The organism is Streptomyces sp. NPDC099050, assembly GCF_044759865.1.
In the GTDB taxonomy this organism is placed as follows: Bacteria; Actinomycetota; Actinomycetes; order Streptomycetales; family Streptomycetaceae; genus Streptomyces.
This window is the reverse complement of record NZ_JBIWAE010000021.1, coordinates 119,151-138,466: the sequence shown is the minus strand read 5'-3', so window position 1 is coordinate 138,466 and position 19,316 is coordinate 119,151. Positions and strand designations below refer to the sequence as shown.

Genomic DNA, 19,316 nt, shown 5'->3' with positions numbered 1-19,316 from the left:
GCCCGCAGGGGTGGCGAGGGGCCGTGGACGCAGGCGTATGCGGTTGAGCTTCTCGGCGATGTTGCGTCTCGGGCCGGGGGAGTTGACTGGTCACATGACGAAGACAACGCAGCAGACGCAGAACGACACCGACCTTCGCACGCTGGTCATCGGGGGTACGGGCAAGACGGGCCGGCGCGTGGCCGAGAAGCTCACCGCCCTGGGGCGTCCGGTCCGCATCGGGTCGCGCTCCGGGGAGCCGGCCTTCGACTGGAACGAGCCCGAGAGCTGGGGACCGGCCCTGGAGGGCGTGGACCGGGCGTACGTCACGTACTACCCCGATCTCGGCTTCCCCGGCGCCGCCGAGCAGGTCGGAGCCTTCGCCCGGGCGGCCGTGGCCGCCGGAGTATGCCGGCTGGTGCTGCTCTCGGGGCGCGGCGAGGAGGCGGCCCGGCGGAGCGAGGAAGCGCTGAAGGAGTCCGGGGCCGACTGGACGGTGGTGCGCGCGGCCTGGTTCAACCAGAACTTCGACGAGAGCTTCTTCCTGGATCCGGTGCTCGCCGGCGAAATCGCCCTGCCGACGGCCGACGCCGTCGAGCCGTTCGTCGACGTCGAGGACATCGCCGACGTGGTGGTCGCCGTGCTGACCGAGGACGACCGGCACATCGGCCGTACGTACGAGCTCTCCGGCCCGCGGCTGCTCAGCTTCTACGATGTCGCGGCCGAGCTGTCGAAGGCGACCGGGCGCACGATCTCGTACGTCCCGGTCTCGGACGAGGCTCACCGGGCGGTGCTGCGCGAGAACGGCCTGCCGGAGGAGTTCGCGGACCTGTTCACACTGATCCTGGACGGGCGCAACGCGTACCTCGTGGACGGGGTCGAGGAAGTGCTGGGCCGGGGGCCGCGGGACTTCTCGGACTTCGCGCGGGAGGCTGCCGCCCGCGGGGTCTGGGACGTGTAGGGAGAATGGGCCGATGGATACGCTGACGGCTCTGCTCGAAGGCCCCAAGGCCAAATCGGCCTTCCTCATCAAGTGCGTGTTCAACCCGCCCTGGTCGCTCCGGATCGAGGACCGGGCCCCGCTGTCGGTGATGACGATGGCGCACGGATCGGCGTGGCTGCTGCCCGACGACGGCGAGCCGGTGCTCGTCGGGCCCGGCGAGGCGGCTCTGGTGCGGGGACCCGTGCCCTACACCATCGCCGGTGCCAAGGACACGCCCCCGCAGATCAGGGTGGGTCCGGACCAGCGGTGCAGCAAGGTCGACGGCGGGGAGGACGTGTCGGAATCCATGTCCCTCGGGGTGCGGACGTGGGGTGCGGTGGAAGGGTCGGCGGTGATGCTGAGCGGCACCTACCAGGACCCGGGCGAGATCGGCAGTCGCCTGCTGACCGCGCTGCCGCGGGTGCTGGTCGGTCCGGTGGACTCCGCGCTGGTCGGGCTGCTGGGCGTGGAGATCTCCCGTACAGAGCCGGCGCAGGAGCTCGTACTGAACCGGATCCTGGACCTGCTGCTGATCGGCGTCGTACGCGGCTGGCTCGCGCAGCGCGGTGGCGCCGAGAACGACCCGGTCACCGGCCCGGCGCTGCGGCTGCTGCACGAGGACCCCGCCCACGGCTGGACGGTGGAGTCGCTGGCGCGCGCGGTCGGCGTCTCGCGGGCCGCGTTCGCCCGCCGCTTCACCGAGCTGGTCGGCGAGCCGCCGATGTCCTATCTGACGGGCTGGCGGCTGGCGTTGGCGGCGGACCTGCTGAGCGACCCGTCCACGACGCTCGCCTCGGCCGCCCATAGGGTCGGCTACAGCTCGGCGTTCGCGCTCTCGACCGCCTTCAAGCGGGTACGGGGGGTCAGTCCGCGGGAGTACCGGGCGGGGGCGATGGCCGTCGCGGGGTAGGGGCGGGCGGGCGGGGGGTGGTTGGAGGTCCGGAGGGCCGGATTGGCCGGAGGACTGGATTGGCCGGAGGTCAGGGGGTCCGGAGGTCCAGGACGGCCACTGTTTCGCCGTCGCTCTGTTCGCCCGTCGGGCGGAAGCCGAGCGAGAGGTAGAAGGGTTCGGGGGTGGCGGGGCCCGGGTGCCAGGTGACGTACGCGTGGGAGGCGCCGCGGCGGCGGAGTTCGTCGGTGACCGCCGTGACGGCGAAGCGGCCGTAGCCCTTGGACTGGTGGGCGGCCGAGATGTTCAGGCGCCAGAGGCCGGAGCGGATGTCGTGGGGATCCTCGGCCGGACTCCAGGCGATGTCGAGGAAGGCCATCACGAAGCCGACGACCTCGTCGCCGTCCACGATGGCCCGGGGCCAGGCCGCTTCCCCGTGGGCGTAGGCCTCCGCCAGCGACTTCACGACCGACGAGACGAGGTGCTCCTGGTCGGGGCGGACCGACAGCGCGCAGACGGCGGCGAAGTTCTCGGGGGTGACCGGGGCGAGCCGGAGGGGCTTGGCGGGTGTGCTCATCCGCGCAGCCTACGTGTGCGTTACATGTGAGTTGGCGGGGGGCGGTGGGAGCCGTCCGCCCGGTGCGGCGAGAGCGCGTGCCGGGCGTCGCGCGGTAGGCGGGAGTTCGGCGACAGGCCCTAGGAGGCTGCCAACAGGGCGTAGGCCTGGCAGGCCAGGGCGGCGGTGCACAGGGCGGTGCGCCAGCGGTTGGCGGGTACCCACTTCTTTTCGAACGCCGCGCGTACGGCGGCCGGATCCGCGATCCGTTCGGCGGGTCCGGCCGCCTCCAGGGCGTTGTTGAGCGGGATGTTCACCCGGCCGGTGACCGCGACGGCGAGTACGTAGAGGACGAGGGCGCCCGCGAGCGCGGGGACCGGCGCGTGTTCGTCGCCGGGCAGGTGCAGGGCCAGGGCGAGGGCGGTGAACAGGAGCGCGCCCAGGAACGCGAGCATGAACCAGCCGTTGATGATGGAAGTGTTCACGCGCTGCATCACGGAGATGAGGGTCCGGTCGTCGGAGCGCTTCAGCGCCGGCATCACCGAGACGTCGAAGGCGAAGAAGAGGCCCGCCATCAGGCCCGTGGTGAGCGTCGCGGCGACGAGGGCGGCGACCCGTGCGATGTCCATGTGGCCTGTCTATGTCCTGCCCCGTGGTTCTGTCCATGGTGGAGCGAAGATCGAGTCGGCCATGGTGGAGTGGGTGTCGATGAGAGCAGGCCGGTAAGGCTCGTGGTCGTGGTCGGCGGGCGGGGTACCCTCCGGCTGGAGACTGTGTTCGGATGTTTATTTCCGCCATGCGGAAGTTTGGTCCGGAGCTTCGAGCCGCATCTCGGGGCCGGTCCCCACATCGAGACCTGGAGGAACAGACCGTGACGGACCCCAAGGACCCGCAGGGCCGGCTGGACGCGCTGCGCGCCGACATCGAGCGCCGCAACCCCGCCCAGCCCGAGTTCCACCAGGCCGTACGGGAGGTCCTGGACACCCTGGCCCCCGTGTTCGCGGCACGTCCGGAGTACGCGGAGCCCGGTGTGGCCCTGCTGGAGCGGCTCACCGAGCCGGAGCGGCAGATCATCTTCCGGGTGCCGTGGCAGGACGACCGCGGTCGCGTCCACGTCAACCGTGGCTACCGCGTGGAATTCAACAGCGCGCTCGGCCCGTACAAGGGCGGCCTGCGCTTTCATCCGTCGGTGGACATCGGTGTGGTGAAGTTCCTCGGCTTCGAGCAGATCTTCAAGAACGCGCTGACGGGCCTCGGCATCGGCGGCGGCAAGGGCGGCAGCGACTTCGACCCGCGCGGGCGTTCGGACGCGGAGGTCATGCGCTTCTGTCAGTCCTTCATGACCGAGCTCTACCGTCACATCGGTGAGCACACGGATGTCCCCGCGGGTGACATCGGCGTCGGCGGGCGCGAGATCGGCTACCTCTTCGGCCAGTACCGGCGCATCACCAACCGCTGGGAGGCCGGCGTCCTGACCGGCAAGGGCCAGGGCTGGGGCGGCTCGCTGATCCGCCCGGAGGCCACGGGCTACGGCAGCGTGCTGTTCGCCGCCGAGATGCTGGCGGTCAAGGGGCTGTCGCTCGACGGGCTGACGGCCGTCGTCTCCGGCTCGGGCAACGTGGCCCTGTACACGATCGAGAAGCTGCAGCAGCTCGGTGCGAACCCGCTGACGGCGTCCGATTCGCAGGGCTACGTGGTCGACGAGAAGGGCATCGACCTCGCGCTGCTGAAGCAGATCAAGGAGGTCGAGCGCGGGCGCGTGAGCGAGTACGCGCAGCGTCGCGGGCCGTCGGCGCGGTTCGTGCCGGGCGGGCGCGTGTGGGAGGTGGCGGGGGAGGTCGCCTTCCCGTCGGCCACGCAGAACGAGCTGACCGCCGATGACGCGCGGACGCTGATCGCGAACGGGGTCAGGGCGGTGTCGGAAGGCGCGAACATGCCGACCACGCCGGAGGCCGTGCACCTGCTGCAGGCGGCCGGGGTGTCCTTCGGGCCGGGCAAGGCGGCGAACGCGGGCGGCGTCGCGGTCAGCGCGCTGGAGATGGCGCAGAACGCGGGGCGCGTGGCGTGGAGCGCGGAGCGGGTCGAGTCGGAGCTGGCGGGGATCATGCGGGACATCCACGCGGTGTCGTACGCGACCGCCGAGCGGTACGGCTCCGCCGGGGACTATGTGGTCGGGGCGAACATCGCGGGGTTCGAGCGGGTGGCGGACGCGATGCTGGCGCAGGGGTTGATCTGACGCGCTGACGCGCTGACGCGCTGAGGTGGGGGGCGGGTGGGGGTTTTCCCGACCCGCCCTTCCTCCGTTCCCCGGGCTCTGCCCGGACCCGCTGGGATCCCGGGCTCCGCCCCGGACTCCGCGTCTCAGACGCCGGCGGTCGTAGGGTGGGGCGGTTGGATGTGATCGGACTGCGTAGGGGGATCAGTGCTGACCGCGCTCACCGGGGTGTATGGAGACCGGCCCGATGCCCTGCGGGTGGCCGGGCGGGACGCCTCCTATGAGGAACTGCTCGCGGCGGCCCGTGCCGTGGCCGCGGACGTCGCCGGGGCGCCAGCCTTCGCGGTGACCGCGACGGCCTCGCTGGAGACCGTCGCGGCCGTCGTGGGCGGGCTGCTGGCCGGGGTGCCCTTCGTACCGCTGCCGCCCGATGCGGGGCCCGCCGAGCGGGAGCACATCCTGCGGGACTCCGGTGCGGTGCTCGTCGACGTGGACTTCGCACGGCGCGGCGGCGGTGGTGCCGGGGCCGCGGCCGAGCCCGGCCGGGCGGCGCTGATCCTCTACACCTCCGGGACCACCGGCCCGCCCAAGGGGGTCGTTCTCACCGCCGAGGCGGTGGCCGCCGATCTCGACGCCCTCGCCGAGGCCTGGCAGTGGAGCGCCGAGGACACCCTCGTGCACGGGCTGCCGCTGTTCCACGTGCACGGTCTGGTCCTCGGGGTGCTCGGCGCGCTGCGCACCGGCAGCCGTCTCGTGCACACCGGGCGGCCCACCCCCGAGGCCTACGCGGAAGCCGGAGGCAGCCTGTACTTCGGGGTGCCGACCGTGTGGTCCCGTATCGCCGGGGCGCCGGTGGCCGCCGCAGCGCTGGGCGGGGCCCGGTTGCTCGTCTCCGGCAGTGCCGCGTTGCCCGCGCCGGTCTTCCGGGACCTGGAGCGGCTGACCGGGCTGCGGCCCGTGGAGCGGTACGGGATGACCGAGACGCTGATCACGGTGAGCGGGCGCGCGGGCGGGGAGGTGCGGCCCGGGACGGTCGGCACCCCGCTCCGGGGCATCCGTACGCGGATCGCGGCGGAGCCGGGCGCGGAGATCGGCGAGCTCCAGCTCACCGGGCCGACGCTGTTCTCCGGGTACCTGGGCCGGCCCGAGGCCACGGCGGCCGCCCATACGGAGGACGGGTGGTTCCGTACGGGCGACATCGCGGCCGTCGACGAGGCCGACGGAGTCCACCGGATCGTGGGCCGGGCCTCCATCGACATGATCAAGTCGGGCGGTTACCGGATCGGCGCCGGGGAGATCGAGAACGCGCTGCTGGACCACCCCCAGGTGAGCGAGGCGGCGGTGGTGGGGCTGCCGGACGCGGATCTCGGGCAGCGGATCGTGGCTTTCGTGGTGGCCGAGGGCGTCACCGGTCCCGAATTGACGGACTTCGTCGCCGCGCACCTGTCGGTGCACAAGCGGCCGCGCGAGGTGCGGTTCGTGGCGGCGATTCCGCGCAATGCGATGGGCAAGCCGCAGAAGAAGCTGCTGTTGCTGGGCGACTCCTGACGGTACGTGCGTGCCTCCCCGGTTGCCGTGAGCGTGCTGCACGCCGAGGGGACGAGGGGTACTGGGCGGGGATGGCGGCGTTCCGCTACGGCTATCCGCTGGTGGCCTTCGTCGACCTCTCGGCCGGGCCGGTGGTGCTGTCTTCCCCGAGGGGTTCCTCGTACGGGCCCGACGGATCACCGGCCGCTACGCGCCGCCGGCCGTCACCCGTACCGACGGCTGACCCCGCGGGGCCTGCCGGCTCCGGCCGGAGCGCGGGCGCTCGGAAAAGGGCAACGGGCCCTTCGGGCGGGGCAGGTAGCTTGCTCGCATGAACAACACGTCTGATCAGGTCAGGACCGGCCGGCGGGCGCTGATAGCCGCCGGCGTCACCGTCGTGCTGTGGGCCTCCGCGTTCGTTTCCATCCGCTCGGCGGCCGCGCACTTCGGGCCCGGAGCGCTCGCGTTCGGACGTCTGCTGACCGCTTCGGTCGCGCTCGGGCTGGTGCTGGTCGTGAAGCGGGTGCCGCCACCACCGAAGCAGGCGTGGCCCGGGATCCTGATCTCCGGGGTGCTCTGGTTCGGGCTCTACATGGTGACGTTGAACTGGGGCGAGCAGCTCGTGGACGCCGGCACCGCGGCCATGATCGTCAACATCGGCCCGATCGTGATCGCCCTGCTCAGCGGCTGGCTGCTGAAGGAGGGTTTCCCGCCCCTGCTGTTGGCGGGAATGGCGGTCTCGTTCGCCGGGGCGGTGCTGGTCGGACTGTCCACCTCGAACGGCGGGTCCGCGTCGGTGGGAGGTGTCCTGCTCTGCCTGGTCGCCGCGCTCACGTACGGGGCCGGGGTGGTCGCGCAGAAGCCGGCGCTGGCGCATGCGAGCCCGCTCCAGGTCACCACGTACGGCTGCTTCGTCGGCACGGCCGTCACGCTGCCCTTCGTCGGGCAGCTCGTCGACCAGCTTCCCGGGGCTCCGCTCTCCGCGGTCCTCAACATGCTCTACCTGGGGCTCTTCCCGACCGCGCTCGCCTTCACCACCTGGACGTACGCGCTGTCGCGGACCACCGCGGGGAAGATGGGCGCGACCACCTACGCGGTGCCCGCCGTCGTGGTGCTCATCGCCTGGATCGCCCTCGACGAGGTCCCGGCCGCGCTGACCCTGCTCGGCGGTGCGGTCTGCCTGGCCGGGGTCGCCGTCTCGCGGAAGCGGCGGGGCCCGGCCTAGACCGACGCCTCTCCGTGGCACCGGACGGTGAGTTCGAGGCGTACCCGGGGGACGCTCACGCGAGGCGCAGGTCCACGAAGGGCACGGTGTCGCCGGGGAGGACGTAGCGGTCGAACTCGATGAAGCCCGCTCGGCGCGCGAAGTCCAGGCCCTCCGGGTTGGACGCGAGCACCACGGTCTCGATGACCTCGGCGCCGAGGGACCGAGCCTGGGCGAGTGCGTAGGAGTACAGCTCGCGGCCGAAACCCCGTCCCCGGTGCGCGGGCAGGACGCGCGCGATCACGGTGGCGGTCGAGGAGCCGGTGACGGGGGGCCGGACCGTCGTGCATCCGACGAGGGTGTCGCCGAGGTGGGCGACGTGCAGGACGTGGCGCGCGGAGCGCTCCCGTACGTCTTCCAGGGAGAGGGGGGCTGTGGGGATCACGGTGTTGTGGACGTGCTGCCAGTCGCTCAGCGCGGCTTCGGAGGCGGCGTCCACCGGGTGGATGCGAAGACCGGAAGCCGGCGGCGGGGTGTCCTGCGCGGCGGCGTCGAGGAGGACGCGGGCCAGGGCGGACGGGGAGGAGAACATCGGCCAGTGGCCCGTGTCCAGGGTGACCCACCGCCAGTCCGGGCCGGTGGCCAGGAGCTCCGCCACGTCGGGGTGCGGGTCGGCGCCGTCCAGCAGGCACTTGACGTAGGTCGCGGGGAGCTCGGCGAGCGGGTGGGTCAGTAGGGCCGCTTCGGTGAGCGTGGCACCCGGGTGCGGGGTCGCACCGGCGAGGAGCCGGTCGGTCTGCTCGGCGGTGAGGCCCTGGCCCTCGCAGTCGGCGGCCCGCAGGGGCGGCCAGAAGCCGTCGTTCGCGGCGATCGAGGCCTCTACGGCGGCCCGGCCGTCCGGCCAGGCGGAGAGGAAGGACTCGTTGTGGACGGGGACGTTGGCATCGACGAAGACGACGCGGTTCAGACGGGCGCCGATCCGCTCCGCGGCCTGGCCGACCGGGATGCCGGAGTAACTGTGGCCCACCAGGACCACATCGCGCAGGCCGAGTTCGTCGATGGCGTCGACTATGTCCGTGACGTGGGTCTGCAGGCCGGCCGGGACACCCTGTCTGTCCGCGAGGCCGGACAGGGTCAGTGCGTGGACCTCGTCGTCGCCGTCGGTGGTGCGCAGCGCGGTGCGGAGTTCGGCGGCCACCTCGTCCCATGCCGCTGCTCCCAGCCAGGCGCCTGCCACCAGTACGAATTCAGTCATGAACGTACGTTAATCGAAGCGGATGTCGGCGGTGAGGGGCAGGTGATCGCTGGCGGTGGCGGGGAGCGTACGGACGCGGGTGACGGTGCCTGAGCGGGCCAGGATCTGGTCGATCCGGGCCAGGGGGAAGGCCGCGGGCCAGGTGAAGGCGAAGCCGGGGGAGGCGGGTGCTGCCTCTGCTGCCAGGGCGGTGCGGACGGGGGCCAGGCCGCGGTCGTCGGCGGTGCCGTTGAGGTCCCCGAGCAGGACGACGCGGTCGGCGGGTTCCGCGGCGAGGACGGCGCCGAGCAGTGCGGCGCTCTCGTCGCGGCGGGCGGAGCCGAAGCCGGAGGTGCCGAGGCGCAGGGAGGGGAGGTGGACGACGTAGACGGCGACGGGCCCGCCGGGGGTGGCGGCGGTGGCGCGCAGGGCGCGGTTCCAGTGCGGGTCGCCGGCGAGGGCCGACGGTCTGATGTCGACGGGGCGGACGTCGGTGAGCGGGTACGCCGACCAGAGGCCGACCGTGCCGTGGGTGGCGTGGTGGGGGTAGTCGGCGGCGAGGGTGGCGGTGAAGGCAGTGACGGCGGCGGGCGTGAGCTCCTCGACGGCGATGAGGGTGGGGTGCGGGGCGGCGAGGGCACTGGCCGTTCGGGAGGGGTTCGGGTTCTCGTCGCTGATGTTGTGCTGGACGGCGGTGAGGGTGGGGTGGGCGGGGTGGGTGGGGTGGGTGGACGCGGACGTGGGGGTGTGGGGGAGGAGGTCGCCGAACTGGACGAGCCAGGCGGCGGTGGGGAGCAGGAGGGCCAGGGCGGTGGCGGCGGAGCGGCGTCGGAGGGCCGGCGCGAGGAGGAGCGGGACGGCCAGGCCGAGCCAGGGCAGGAACGTCTCCAGGAAGCTGCCCAGGTGGCCGGGGGAGTTGGGGACGAGGGAGGGGCGGGTCAGGAGTACGGCCAGGAGTACCGCGATGAGTGTGGCGAGTACGGGGAGTGTGGCGAGTGACGGGACGGGTGTGCTGATGGCCGCGGGCCGGGGGAGTGGGTGCCGGCGGGGGAGGAGGCGGCGGGCACGGGTGGCGGGGACCCCGTGGGCGGGGTCGGGGGTGGGGGTCGGCCCCGAGTTTGCCTGGGTCATGGGGCCGTTCCTGTCCGTTCCGTCGGCGGTGTGTGGTGTGGGGTGTGGGGGTGCGGTTGGTACGACGACGTCGGGGGCGGGGGCCCGGTTCCCGCGGGTGTGTTCGGGGGCGGTTGTTTTCGGGGGGTGGGGTGGGTCCAATGGGCGGGATGATCAATGGTGTCGGGTGGGATGTGGGCCTGGCGGTGTGGGAGTAGAGGAGCGTTGTCTGTGAATGCCTCGGCATCGCCGTCGGCCGGTGAGTCGGCCAGTGGGTCGTCAGGTGGGTCGGCCGGTGGGTCGGTCGTGCGGCTGGGGGCTCTCGTGCCGTTGACGCGGCCCGGCTGGGTGGATGCGGGGCGGCAGTTGCTCGCGGGGCTCGAGCTGGCCGCGGCGGAGGTCAATGACGGGGGAGGGGTTGGGGGCCGGGCGTTGGAGCTCGTGGTGCGGGACACCGCGGCCGATCCTGAGCGGGCCGTGGCGGCGGTGGAGGAGCTGGCCGGTCTGGGGGTGGCCGCAGTGGTGGGGGAGTACCACAGCGTCGTCGCCCGGGCCGCCGCCGCCCGGGCCGATGCGCTCGGGATGCCGTATCTGTGTTCCTCCGCGGTGCTCGACGCGCTCACCGAGGGGCCGACGGAGTGGGTCGCGCGGCTGGCTCCGGCACAGTCGCACGGCTGGCGGACGTACGCGGACTTCCTGCTCGGGGCGGGGCACCGCCGGATCGCGGTGGCGATCCAGCCGAGTGCCTACTGGGCTTCCGGGACGCGCGTCCTGCGGGAGCGGTTCGCCGCCCGGGGTGGCAGCGTCGTGGAGATCGGTGTGGGGATCGGTGTGGAGGGGACCTCCGTTCAGGGGTTGTGTGACGCGCTCGTGGGGGAGCGGAGTACCGCGCTCCTTCTGCTGGTCGGGTATCCGGAGCCGGCGGCGGCGATCGTCCGGGCGGTACGGGGCGACCGGCGGCTCGGGGAGGTGCTGATCGGCGCTCCGGCCGGACAACCGGAGTTCGCCGGATGGGCCGAGGCGCTGGGCGGGGACGGCGCCGGGATCCCGTTCCTGCGCTACCTCCCCGAGCGGCTCGGTCCGCTCGGGGAGCGGGTGCGCAAGGAGCTCCGCGAGCGGCTGGGCGAGGAGCCCTCGTTCGTGGCCTTCGAGGGCTGGGACAGCGTCACCGTCCTTGCCGAGGTGTTGCGTTCGCACGGCACGGAGCGGGCGGACATCGCCGCGGCATGGCCGCGGGTGGAGGTCGAGGGCACCCGCGGGCCGATCCGGTTCTCCCGGACGCCGGGGATCGGTGTCTGGCAGTGGGTCTGGGCACCTGTTCGTGTGGTCGACCGGGATCCGGCGGACATCACCGGTCGCTTTCGGGTCGTCCACGGTGAGGATGTTCTCTAGGCCGTCTCTTTCGGATCTTGTCGGCCGAGCCAAGATCCGAAAGAGACGGCCTAGGCGCGGGCCAGGTGGGCGCGGTACCAGGGGGCCGCGGAGGGGAGCAGGGTGAGGGGGGTGGGTGTGGGGCGCAGGCCGGTCAGCCGCCAGATGGTGTCGGAGCGCTGCGAGTAGTCGCGGGCCAGTAAGGAGAACTGCCGCTCCGTCACCCGGCCCGGGTGCGCGCGGAGTTGTTCCACGCAGCGGTCCCACGGCCAGTCCTCCCGTACCGCCTGCAGTATTCCTTCGGCGGCCAGCGCCGACATGAGGCCGGCGCTGGTCACGGGGGCGGGGTGGCTCGCGTGGTGGACCCCGCCCGCGAGGGGGCCGGGGGCCGTGGCCAGGGCGTCGATCAGGCGGGCCAGCTCGCCGACGTCGACCACGGACAGCAGTGCGCGGCCGCCGTCCCAGCCGGCCGGAACCCGGTCGATCAGTTCGGCCAGGGCCGGTACCACCCAGCGGTCACCGGCGCCCAGCACCAGACCCGGCCGCAGGACGGTCCCGCCGGCGGCCAGCACCGGGGCCTCCGCCGCCAGCCGGGTCCGGCTCGCGGCGGACACCGGATCCGGGGCCACCTCGTCGACCTCGATCCCGCGGTGCGGGTGGTTGCCGTAGACCGCGGCCGTGGAGAGGTGGACGATCCGGTCCACCCCCGCCCGCACGGCCTCCGCGAGGAGGGCCGCGCCGCCCAGGACGTTGACCGTGTGGCAGCGCTCCTCGTCCCGCCCGATGTAGGAGGCCAGGTTCACCAGCGTGGCGGCGCCCTGGCAGACCCCGCGCAGCGAGTCGGGGTCGCCCAGGTCCGCGCGTACCCACTCCACGCCTTCGCGCGCCGCACCGGGGGTGCGGGCGAGGGCCCGCACCAGGATGCCGGGACGGCGGGCCAGGGCGTCCAGTGCGGCCGAGCCGATGAAACCGGTGGCTCCCGTGAGGACGATGACCCGGGGTCTTCCAGGTGTCTGCATAGGCGAAAATTTTATCGGCGCGGGGGTGGCCCGGCCGGGTGCTCCGAAGTGGCCGTACAGCTCTTTGCCAGTACGTTGCCGTGGGGTTCCGCCGAGTTCGCCCGCGTTCCGGTCGCGCGGTCGGCCGCCGTCGTGCGGATCCGTCAGCGGGCGGTCCAGCCGCCGTCCACCGGGACGGTCGCGCCGACCACGAAGGACGCCTGGTCGCTGAGCAGCCACGCGGCCGCGTGCGCGATCTCGCGCGGGTCCGCCGTACGGGGCAGCGGGGCCCTGGTGTGCAGTTGTTCCTCCAGGCCCGGGTTCAGGTCGAACCACTGGGCCATCATCTCGCTGCGGGTGGTGCCGGGAGCGACGGCGTTGACCCGGACGCCCTGGGCCGCGTACTCGGCCGCGGCCTTCGTCAGACCGATGACGGCGTGCTTGGCCGCGATGTACGCGGCGGACGCCGGAGTGCCGACCAGGCCCGCGACGCTGCTGTTGTTCACGATGGCCCCGCCGCCCGGCAGCATCGCGGCGATCTCGTACTTCATGCAGTTCCACGTGCCGCGGACATTGGTGGCCATCACCGCCTCGAACTCCGCGTCCTCGGTGAGGTGCAGCGGCGCGGGCACGGTACCCAGCCCGGCGTTGTTGAAGGCGGCGTCCAGGCCCCCGAAGAGCCGTACCGCCTTGTCCACGGCGGCCTCGACCTCTTCGGCGCGGGCCACGTCGGCGACCGCGTAGGCGGCGGTGAACCCCTGGTCCGTCAGTTCGCGGGTGAGCGCGGCCAGCTCCTCCTCGCGCCGGGCGGTGAGGAGCACCGAGGCCCCGTTCTCGCAGAACACCCGGGCGGCGGCCGCCCCGATGCCGCTGCTCGCGCCGGTGATCAGGGCGCGCCTGCCCAGGAGGAGGCCGGTCTTTTGCGTCATGGTGGCTCTTCCGTCTTTCGTGTGCCGTGTTCCGACTGCCGTGTGCCGTGGTCCGGTGGGGCGTTTCAGGGAGGGGTCGCCCGGGCGCTATTGGCTGAAAATTGCCGCATCGTGAGGGCCGGGCCCGCCCAGGATCACGGGAACCGTGCGGTGGCCGTTGGAGACGAACGAGAACTTCGGCCGGAGTTCATCGGCCGGCACGGCCAGGGAGATGCCGGGAAAGCGCTCGAAGAGCGCCGACAGCGCGATGGCGACCTCCATCCGGGCCAGGTTCACGCCGAGGCAGTGGTGGGCTCCGTACCCGAACGACACGTGGTCGGCCCGGGTGTCGCGGGTGATGTCGAAGAGGTCCGCCCCGGCCCCGTGGTGGAGGGGGTCGCGGCCCGCCCCGGCGAAGCAGATGACGATCGCGTCGCCCCGCGGGATCCGTACGTCGTCGTCGATCTCGATCGTCTCGACGGCGTAGCGCAGGATGCTGTGCGCGCCGGGCGGGTCCACGCGCAGGGACTCGTCGATCACGTCGTCCCAGGAGGCCTTGCCGTCCCGTACGAGCGCGAGCTGGTCGGGGTGCGTGAGGAGGGAGACGACCGCGTTGTCTATGAGGTTCACCGTGGTCTCGTAGCCGGCGGTGAAGAGGAGGATGAGATTGTCGAGCAGTTCCTTCTCGCTCATATCCGCCTTGCCCGAGTCGCGCGCGGAGATGAGGCCCGATGTCAGGTCGTCGGCGGGATTTTTTCGCTTGTGGGTCACGACCTCGTTGAGGATTTCGTACATGGCTATGCCGTTCGCCATCGCGTCCTCGGGGGTGATCGAGGTGGCGAAGAATCCGTCGATGATCTTCTGTAACGGGTCACGTGCGGAATGTGGAATTCCGAACAGCTCGCAGACCACGGCGTGCGGCAGTACGTGGGCGAATTCCTTGCGGAGGTCCACGGGCTCCTCCCGCGGGCCCCGTTCCAGGCGGTCCAGCAGCCCGGCGGCGATCTCCTCGACCCGCGGCCGCAGGGCTGCCACGCGGCGCATGGTGAACTCCCCCGCCACCGGCTTGCGCAGGCGCGCGTGCTCCTCGCCGTAGGCGGTGACCATGTTCTGCACCGAGACCCAGATGGCCAGCGGCCATTCCTGGTCGACTTCTCCGTTGATCCACGCCGGCCAGTGCCGGTAGGCGTCCTTCGATACCCGTGGATCGGTGAGCAGGCGTTTCACGAGCGCGTAGTCCGTGACGGACCACGCCTCCACTCCACCGGGGAGCACGATCCGCACGGCCCGGCCAAGGGAGCGTATTTCCTTGATCTCTCCGTGTATGTCCTGGCCGAGCGGATCGATGGCGAACGGGCACTGCCTGCTCACAGGAGTATCCCTCCTACAAATGCTGGTGACGGTGAGTCGGATGACGTCACAGGCTGACACGCCTACGACCTTCCCGCCACTTTGCGCATGGGTCTCTCGGCCAGCGGATCGCAGGGAGCCGATGCCCATTTCGTTCGAAAATGAGGTGATCAGGAGGAAACGGGAATTGCTTCCAGGTGGGCCTCGAAGACCCGCTGGCCGCTCTGATGGCCGGTCACGCTCAGGGAGAGGGTGTTGTCACGGCTCCGGGCCATCGGCTGGGCCTGGATCAGACAGGGGGAGTGGAACTCCACGTACCGCTCGAAGGCCAGGCACAGGGCCACGGGGTACAGCCGGGTGGGGCCGGCGACGGCGAACGCGGCCTGGTGGGTGGCCTCCAGGAGGACCATGCCGGGCACGTGGTCGTTCTTGCGCGCGAACAGCGTGGTGTTCGTGGTGTACGGCCGCAGGGTCCAGCAGCGGGGATCCAGGGTGGGAGCCAGCAGGACATGGCTCGGATCGGTCCGCAGGACGAGGGAGGGGTGCACCGGTTCCGGCACGGGCAGGACGGGCCGGGCGTCCGCGTACTCACCGCGCATCCGGCGGTAGGCGCCGGGAGAGGTGCACGTCATGCTGCCGTCGCCGGTGGCGATGACCCGGCCGCTCTGGATCACGTCCATGTGGCACACCATGCCGGAGAAGCGGGTGCCGCGGCGGTTGACGTTCGTGCAGGTGACGTCGATGTGCATGGGGGAGTCGTCGTCCGCCGCCAGCAGGTCGGGATTGATCCGGTACTGGAGGTCGGACATCAGGAACTGGTGCCCGAGGGGGACGTCGTACTCGGCGTGCGAGAGCAGGATGCCCGTCTGGCGGATGGCCTCCGCGATGACGGCGGGCGAACGGAAACCGTGTAGGCCGGTATGGAACGGGTGGTTTTCAGGCCAACGCACGGTGACGTCGAATCGGTCGGGAGCAGTGCGTTTCCAGGCCGACAGGAACACCTCGGAGGTGTCGGGGCGGTGCACGAGCCAGTTGGGTACGGCCGGAGGCCTTGCATCTGAGACCCCGACCGACGGTCTTTGGGCGTTTTCGTTCGCATACGACGTGATTAACATGAATTCCCCTCCGGACTTCGAGGCAGATTCGAGCCACTCGTGGTAGGTCTCGGTCCGCCGCAAGATACGTGCTGCCTGGTATAATTTGCAACGGCTGTTTTCGGTGACATGCTCATACCTCCGAGGAGGTGCATCAGTTGGCCACCAGCAGCGTGGAAGGAGCGAGGGTGTCTCAGAGGGAGACTTCTCGGCGCACCCGGCAACTCATCGTCGAGGCCGCCGGCGCCGTGTTCGCAGAGAAGGGCTTCAACGGGGCCACGATCGCGGACGTCTACCAGCGGCTCGGGCTGACCAAGGGCGCCTTCTACTACTACTTCAAAGGCAAGGAAGAGCTGGCCCAGGCCGTTTTGGCCAGCCAGATCGACACGGTCGGCTTCCCGCTCGTACCGCGGAGCACCCGGCTGCAGGAGTTGATCGACAAAGGCATGCTCTTCGCCGTTCAGATCCGCAGCGATCCGATCGTGCAGGGCAGCCTGAGGCTGTCCCTGGAGCGCGGCAGCCACCACGAGCACCGCATGCGCCCCTACCAGGACTGGATCGACCACAACCGGTTCGCCCTGGGCGAGGCCCGGGCGTGCGGCGAACTCCACGCGCACGTGGACCTGGACGCGGTCGCCAACCTGTTCGTCGGCGCCTTCACCGGAGTGCAGGTGCTCTCGGAGGTGATGGCCGACTGGGAGGACCTGGAAGTACGGGTATCCGTGCTGCTCAGGCACATCATGCCGATCATCGCGCTGCCGACGGTGCTGGCCGAACTCGACATGGCTCCCGGCCGCGCCGAGCGGGTCATGGCCGACCTGGAGAAGCACCTGCGGGAGCGGGCCGAGGCCGAACTCGTGGAGTCGGCCGAGCCGCAGGCCTAGTACCCCGCGGCAGCAACCCGCGGTCGGGCGCCCTGTGGGCGGCCCGGTTCCGGAATCTTTCCCCGCCGGGCGTCATCGACGCCCGGCGGAGGTGTTTCCGCAACCGATTCGGCGCCCCGCGCGGCGACATCAGATCTTCCGATGAGCGGTTGCCTACCTTCGTGCAGGTTTGTTTCCATGGGCGCGGCCCCGAGCCACATACGAGGCTCTTGACCGACCACGGAGAACCCACATGATCAAGCTCGATGACATCCGCCGGCACGCGGCGGGCGGCGTGACGCGGGATGCCTTGGTCGACGGCCAGGTGCGGCTGACCTGGGGCCAGTTCGCCGAGACCGTGGAGCGGACGGCGGCCGGACTCGCCGAGCACCTGCCGCAGGAGGGCGCGGTCCGGGCGGTCTTCCTCGCCGGGAACAGCTGGCAGCTCACCGTCGCGATGAGCGCCTGCGCGACCCTCGGCGTCTCTTGCACGGGTCTCGACCCGCAGAGCGGCAAGGACGATCTGGGTCAGGTGCTCTCCTGGCTGGAGCCGTCCGTGGTCTTCGTGTCCTCGGAGCACCACGCGACCCTCGACCAGCTCGTGTGGCCCAGCGGCCCCAAGGCCGTGCACGTCCTGCTGGACGGGATCACGGATCCCGGCGCCCCGGCCGCCCCCGGCAAGCACGAGGCGCTCAACTTCGACCTGCTGACCTCGGCCGAACCGCCGCGCGCCCTGCCGGCGCCCCGGCCGTACGAGTCCTTCGCGGTCAGCGCGCGCAGCGAGGGCCCCTCCCGCCTCGCCGTGCGCCGCACCCCCTCCGAGGGCCGCCACCTGGTCGACCTCGTGGACGAGTTCGGGCTCAACCGGGACGACGTCCACCTGGCCTGCGCACCGCCGACCGAGCCCACGGCCCTGGCGCTGGCCCGCACGATGCTCGGCATCGGCGCCACCGTCGTCCTCGCGGACGGAGCCGGCCCCGAGACCCTGACCGCGCTGCTCGTCGCCGAGCGGGTCAGCACCGGCGTGATCAGCCCCTCCGCCCTGCACGGGCTGCTCGGACTGCCGGAGACCGCCGATCCCTCGCCGCGCACCCGCCACCTGCGGTTCCTCCTCACCCCCGGCGCCCATCTGGGCCGCTGGACCGTCAACACGGCCTGGGAGCGGCTCGGCCCGGTGCTGCACACCGCGCTCGGCAGCGCGGAGACCGGGCTGACCGCCGTCATGGGCCCCGAGGAGCTGCTGGTCTCGCCGCCGCGCTCGGGCCACCCCACGCTCGGCACCACCGTCGCCGTCCTCGGCGAGGACGGGCAGCCGGTGCGGCAGGGCGAGAGCGGGCGGCTGGCCTTCGCGGGTCACCAGGTCATGGACGGCTACCTGGACGGCGAGACCCGGGTGGCCGAGCTGGACCTCGGCTGGGGCGCGGAGCGCTTCCTGGTCACCGACGAGTCCGGGCACGTGGACGAGACCGGCCGGCTGCTGGTCACCGGGCGCGTCACCGAAGTGCCCGTGGTGGTCCGCGATTCGGCGGTCGACACCGAGCTGTTCCGGCTGGAGTCGGACCTGCTCAACCTGCCCTGCCTGCGCGACACCGCCGTCATGCGGGTCAGCAGCGCGGTGCTGGGCGACGCGATCGTGGTCCCCTTCATCGCCGTGGCGGTCGGCCGCGAGGCCACCGGGTACCAGGCGCTCAGCGCGGCCTGCGCGCGCCGGGTCCCGTCGCTGCCCGCGCACGTCATCGCCGTCGACACCATCCCGTACAGCCCGACGGGCCGGATCCGCACCGGGGACCTGCTCGACGCGGTGCTGCCCATCATCACCCTGAACCTGCAGCTTGAGCAGTCGATGCAACAGGAGATGTCCGCGTGAACCTGCCCTCCTTCGACGACCAGCCGTACGACGAGGTGCTGGTGGAGGACTTCGAGGCGGCCTTCTTCGCACTCGAACTCGAACTCCTCGACCTGCCCTGCGTCCAGGACATAGCGGTGATGCGCACCCGGCTCCCCGAGGTGGGAGAGACGCTGGTGGTGGCCTTCGTACCGCTCCTGGAGGAGGACCAGGAGGCCGGCGGGCGCCAGGCCGCGCTGGCCGCCTGCGAGCGGCGCATGCCGTGGGTGCTCTCGCACGCGGTGGCCGTCGACGTGATCCCGCGCGCGGCCGACGGGTCCGCGCGCACGGGGGTCCTGATCGACCGTCTGCTCCCGCAGATCGCCCGGGACCTCCTCTCGCCGATGGAGATGTCCGACTAGTCCACTCCGCCCAACCCGCTGTCCACCACGAAGCAGCGGCTGACCTGTGGCCATGCCCTCCCTGCGGGCATGGCCACAGGTATGTCCGGGGTTTGGCGGGAACGTGAAGCGTGAATTCTCCTACTGCAGTTATACCTGCACCGTGGTATGTTTCATGCCTCCGAGGCTCTGAGCCTCGCAGAAGGGAGCCCCTGCCGTGCAGTTCCAGCAGTTACGCTCGTTCCGTGAAGTAGCCGCCGAGATGAGCTTCACTCGCGCCGCTCGCAACCTCCACTACTCGCAGCCCAGCGTCACCGCCCACATCAAGCACCTCGAGGACTACATCGGGGCCGAGCTGTTCCATCGCGCCGGCGGCCGGGTCCAGCTCACCGAGGCGGGCATGCGACTGCTGCCGCACGTGGAGAAGATCATTCTGATAGCCGAGGCCGCCTGTATCGACGCGGCGTCCGCCCGGCACACCCGTCCCGCGGCCTGACCAGCCGTCCGACATCTTTTGTAATTCTTTTCCATTCGGCCCGGCCGTGTATCCGAATTACTTGGATCCATGCCGGGTCGAAGTTATTTCGGAGCATCCGGAATTCATTGTTCCGCAATATCGAGAAGCGCGGAGCGATCCTTCTCCATGAAGTCAACAAGGCTTCTCCGGCGCGTAGTTGACGTACCTCCTCGAAGGTGATGACGCCAGGGTTGGCGTAGATGGGCAATTGTCCGTGCGCGGCCCAGCAAGAGCGGATCGGCGGCCGAGCCTACGCTCGGGGCAATCGAACTGTGCGTCCGGCAGCGGTCGCT

At 71.4% G+C, this 19,316-nt stretch carries 18 protein-coding genes and 1 pseudogene; 10 read left to right on the top strand and 9 right to left on the bottom strand.

All coding sequences use genetic code 11. The features are described from left to right. The first annotated feature begins 94 nt into the window (after positions 1-94). Both ACIQV3_RS30475 and ACIQV3_RS30470 read left to right on the top strand, forming a co-directional pair. On the top strand, positions 95-940 hold the full coding sequence (locus ACIQV3_RS30475; protein WP_403717512.1) for an NAD(P)H-binding protein: 846 nt from the start codon (positions 95-97) through the stop codon (positions 938-940). Positions 941-953: 13 nt separating this feature from the next. After that, the gene (locus ACIQV3_RS30470; protein WP_403717510.1) at positions 954-1,871 is read left to right on the top strand and encodes an AraC family transcriptional regulator; all 918 of its coding nucleotides are present in this window, start codon (positions 954-956) and stop codon (positions 1,869-1,871) included. Between the two features lie 70 nt (positions 1,872-1,941). Here the strand turns inward: ACIQV3_RS30470 and ACIQV3_RS30465 are convergent, their stop codons facing one another. Beyond that, a complete protein-coding gene (locus ACIQV3_RS30465) occupies positions 1,942-2,427 on the bottom strand; it encodes a GNAT family N-acetyltransferase (protein WP_403717508.1) in 486 nt (161 codons plus the stop codon). A 119-nt stretch (positions 2,428-2,546) separates the two neighbouring features. Continuing rightward, on the bottom strand, positions 2,547-3,035 hold the full coding sequence (locus ACIQV3_RS30460; RefSeq protein WP_403717506.1) for a DUF1772 domain-containing protein: 489 nt from the start codon (positions 3,033-3,035) through the stop codon (positions 2,547-2,549). A 242-nt stretch (positions 3,036-3,277) separates the two neighbouring features. Here ACIQV3_RS30460 and gdhA point away from each other — a divergent pair, with 242 nt between their 5' ends. From gdhA to ACIQV3_RS30445, 3 genes are all read left to right on the top strand, one after another. Next, positions 3,278-4,642, top strand: coding sequence for an NADP-specific glutamate dehydrogenase (gdhA, locus tag ACIQV3_RS30455; RefSeq protein ID WP_403717504.1), 1,365 nt, complete (start codon positions 3,278-3,280; stop codon positions 4,640-4,642). A gap of 186 nt (positions 4,643-4,828) precedes the next feature. Continuing rightward, positions 4,829-6,169: an AMP-binding protein gene (locus ACIQV3_RS30450; protein ID WP_403717502.1), complete on the top strand. Its 1,341-nt coding sequence runs from the start codon at positions 4,829-4,831 to the stop codon at positions 6,167-6,169. A 310-nt stretch (positions 6,170-6,479) separates the two neighbouring features. Next, positions 6,480-7,373, top strand: coding sequence for a DMT family transporter (locus ACIQV3_RS30445; RefSeq protein WP_403717500.1), 894 nt, complete (start codon positions 6,480-6,482; stop codon positions 7,371-7,373). A gap of 55 nt (positions 7,374-7,428) precedes the next feature. Here ACIQV3_RS30445 and ACIQV3_RS30440 read toward each other — a convergent pair whose 3' ends face one another. The 3 genes and pseudogenes from ACIQV3_RS30440 to ACIQV3_RS30430 form a co-directional block, all read right to left on the bottom strand. Then, positions 7,429-7,860 carry a GNAT family N-acetyltransferase gene (locus ACIQV3_RS30440; RefSeq protein WP_403717552.1) on the bottom strand — a complete coding sequence of 144 codons (432 nt, stop codon included), beginning with the start codon at positions 7,858-7,860 and terminating at the stop codon, positions 7,429-7,431. Positions 7,861-7,890: 30 nt separating this feature from the next. Beyond that, a pseudogene (locus ACIQV3_RS30435) lies at positions 7,891-8,607 on the bottom strand (alpha/beta fold hydrolase); the annotation flags it as partial. Between the two features lie 9 nt (positions 8,608-8,616). After that, the gene (locus tag ACIQV3_RS30430) at positions 8,617-9,717 is read right to left on the bottom strand and encodes an endonuclease/exonuclease/phosphatase family protein (protein WP_403717498.1); all 1,101 of its coding nucleotides are present in this window, start codon (positions 9,715-9,717) and stop codon (positions 8,617-8,619) included. Between the two features lie 210 nt (positions 9,718-9,927). On the opposite strand from ACIQV3_RS30430, the gene ACIQV3_RS30425 reads away from it, so the two are divergent. After that, entirely contained in the window at positions 9,928-11,088 is a 1,161-nt protein-coding gene (locus ACIQV3_RS30425; protein WP_403717495.1) for an ABC transporter substrate-binding protein, read from the top strand. Between the two features lie 50 nt (positions 11,089-11,138). On the opposite strand, the gene ACIQV3_RS30420 is transcribed toward ACIQV3_RS30425, so the two are convergent. The 4 genes from ACIQV3_RS30420 to ACIQV3_RS30405 all read right to left on the bottom strand — a co-directional run bounded on the left by ACIQV3_RS30420 (position 11,139) and on the right by ACIQV3_RS30405 (position 15,438). Continuing rightward, the gene (locus tag ACIQV3_RS30420) at positions 11,139-12,086 is read right to left on the bottom strand and encodes an NAD-dependent epimerase/dehydratase family protein (RefSeq protein WP_403717493.1); all 948 of its coding nucleotides are present in this window, start codon (positions 12,084-12,086) and stop codon (positions 11,139-11,141) included. A 143-nt stretch (positions 12,087-12,229) separates the two neighbouring features. Further along, positions 12,230-12,994, bottom strand: a complete 765-nt coding sequence (locus ACIQV3_RS30415) for an SDR family NAD(P)-dependent oxidoreductase (RefSeq protein ID WP_403717491.1) — start codon at positions 12,992-12,994, stop codon at positions 12,230-12,232. Between the two features lie 87 nt (positions 12,995-13,081). Further along, positions 13,082-14,344 (bottom strand): cytochrome P450, encoded by a 1,263-nt coding sequence (locus tag ACIQV3_RS30410; RefSeq protein ID WP_403717490.1) that lies wholly within the window; start codon positions 14,342-14,344, stop codon positions 13,082-13,084. Between the two features lie 149 nt (positions 14,345-14,493). Beyond that, a complete protein-coding gene (locus ACIQV3_RS30405) occupies positions 14,494-15,438 on the bottom strand; it encodes a ScbA/BarX family gamma-butyrolactone biosynthesis protein (RefSeq protein ID WP_403717488.1) in 945 nt (314 codons plus the stop codon). Between the two features lie 167 nt (positions 15,439-15,605). Between ACIQV3_RS30405 and ACIQV3_RS30400 the strand changes: the two genes are divergently transcribed. The 4 genes from ACIQV3_RS30400 to ACIQV3_RS30385 all read left to right on the top strand — a co-directional run bounded on the left by ACIQV3_RS30400 (position 15,606) and on the right by ACIQV3_RS30385 (position 19,002). Next, a complete protein-coding gene (locus ACIQV3_RS30400; RefSeq protein ID WP_403717486.1) occupies positions 15,606-16,301 on the top strand; it encodes a ScbR family autoregulator-binding transcription factor in 696 nt (231 codons plus the stop codon). A gap of 232 nt (positions 16,302-16,533) precedes the next feature. Then, the gene (locus ACIQV3_RS30395) at positions 16,534-18,147 is read left to right on the top strand and encodes a class I adenylate-forming enzyme family protein (RefSeq protein ID WP_403717484.1); all 1,614 of its coding nucleotides are present in this window, start codon (positions 16,534-16,536) and stop codon (positions 18,145-18,147) included. Continuing rightward, positions 18,144-18,527 carry a hypothetical protein gene (locus ACIQV3_RS30390; RefSeq protein ID WP_403717482.1) on the top strand — a complete coding sequence of 128 codons (384 nt, stop codon included), beginning with the start codon at positions 18,144-18,146 and terminating at the stop codon, positions 18,525-18,527. The genes ACIQV3_RS30395 and ACIQV3_RS30390 overlap by 4 nt, the downstream gene beginning before the upstream one ends. 196 nt (positions 18,528-18,723) lie before the next feature. After that, a complete protein-coding gene (locus ACIQV3_RS30385) occupies positions 18,724-19,002 on the top strand; it encodes a LysR family transcriptional regulator (protein WP_403717480.1) in 279 nt (92 codons plus the stop codon). Positions 19,003-19,316: the final 314 nt, after the last annotated feature.

Bases quoted from the DNA above. Each gene is read 5' to 3' on its own strand.
- ACIQV3_RS30475 (WP_403717512.1), top strand. From the start codon at position 95: ATGACGAAGACAACGCAGCAGACGCAGAACGACACCGACCTTCGCACG.
- ACIQV3_RS30445 (WP_403717500.1), top strand. From the start codon at position 6,480: ATGAACAACACGTCTGATCAGGTCAGGACCGGCCGGCGGGCGCTGATA.
- ACIQV3_RS30430 (WP_403717498.1), bottom strand. From the start codon at position 9,717: ATGACCCAGGCAAACTCGGGGCCGACCCCCACCCCCGACCCCGCCCAC.
- ACIQV3_RS30415 (WP_403717491.1), bottom strand. From the start codon at position 12,994: ATGACGCAAAAGACCGGCCTCCTCCTGGGCAGGCGCGCCCTGATCACC.
- ACIQV3_RS30395 (WP_403717484.1), top strand. From the start codon at position 16,534: ATGATCAAGCTCGATGACATCCGCCGGCACGCGGCGGGCGGCGTGACG.
- ACIQV3_RS30470 (WP_403717510.1), top strand. From the start codon at position 954: ATGGATACGCTGACGGCTCTGCTCGAAGGCCCCAAGGCCAAATCGGCC.
- ACIQV3_RS30465 (WP_403717508.1), bottom strand. From the start codon at position 2,427: ATGAGCACACCCGCCAAGCCCCTCCGGCTCGCCCCGGTCACCCCCGAG.
- ACIQV3_RS30420 (WP_403717493.1), bottom strand. From the start codon at position 12,086: ATGCAGACACCTGGAAGACCCCGGGTCATCGTCCTCACGGGAGCCACC.
- ACIQV3_RS30460 (WP_403717506.1), bottom strand. From the start codon at position 3,035: ATGGACATCGCACGGGTCGCCGCCCTCGTCGCCGCGACGCTCACCACG.
- ACIQV3_RS30405 (WP_403717488.1), bottom strand. From the start codon at position 15,438: ATGTTAATCACGTCGTATGCGAACGAAAACGCCCAAAGACCGTCGGTC.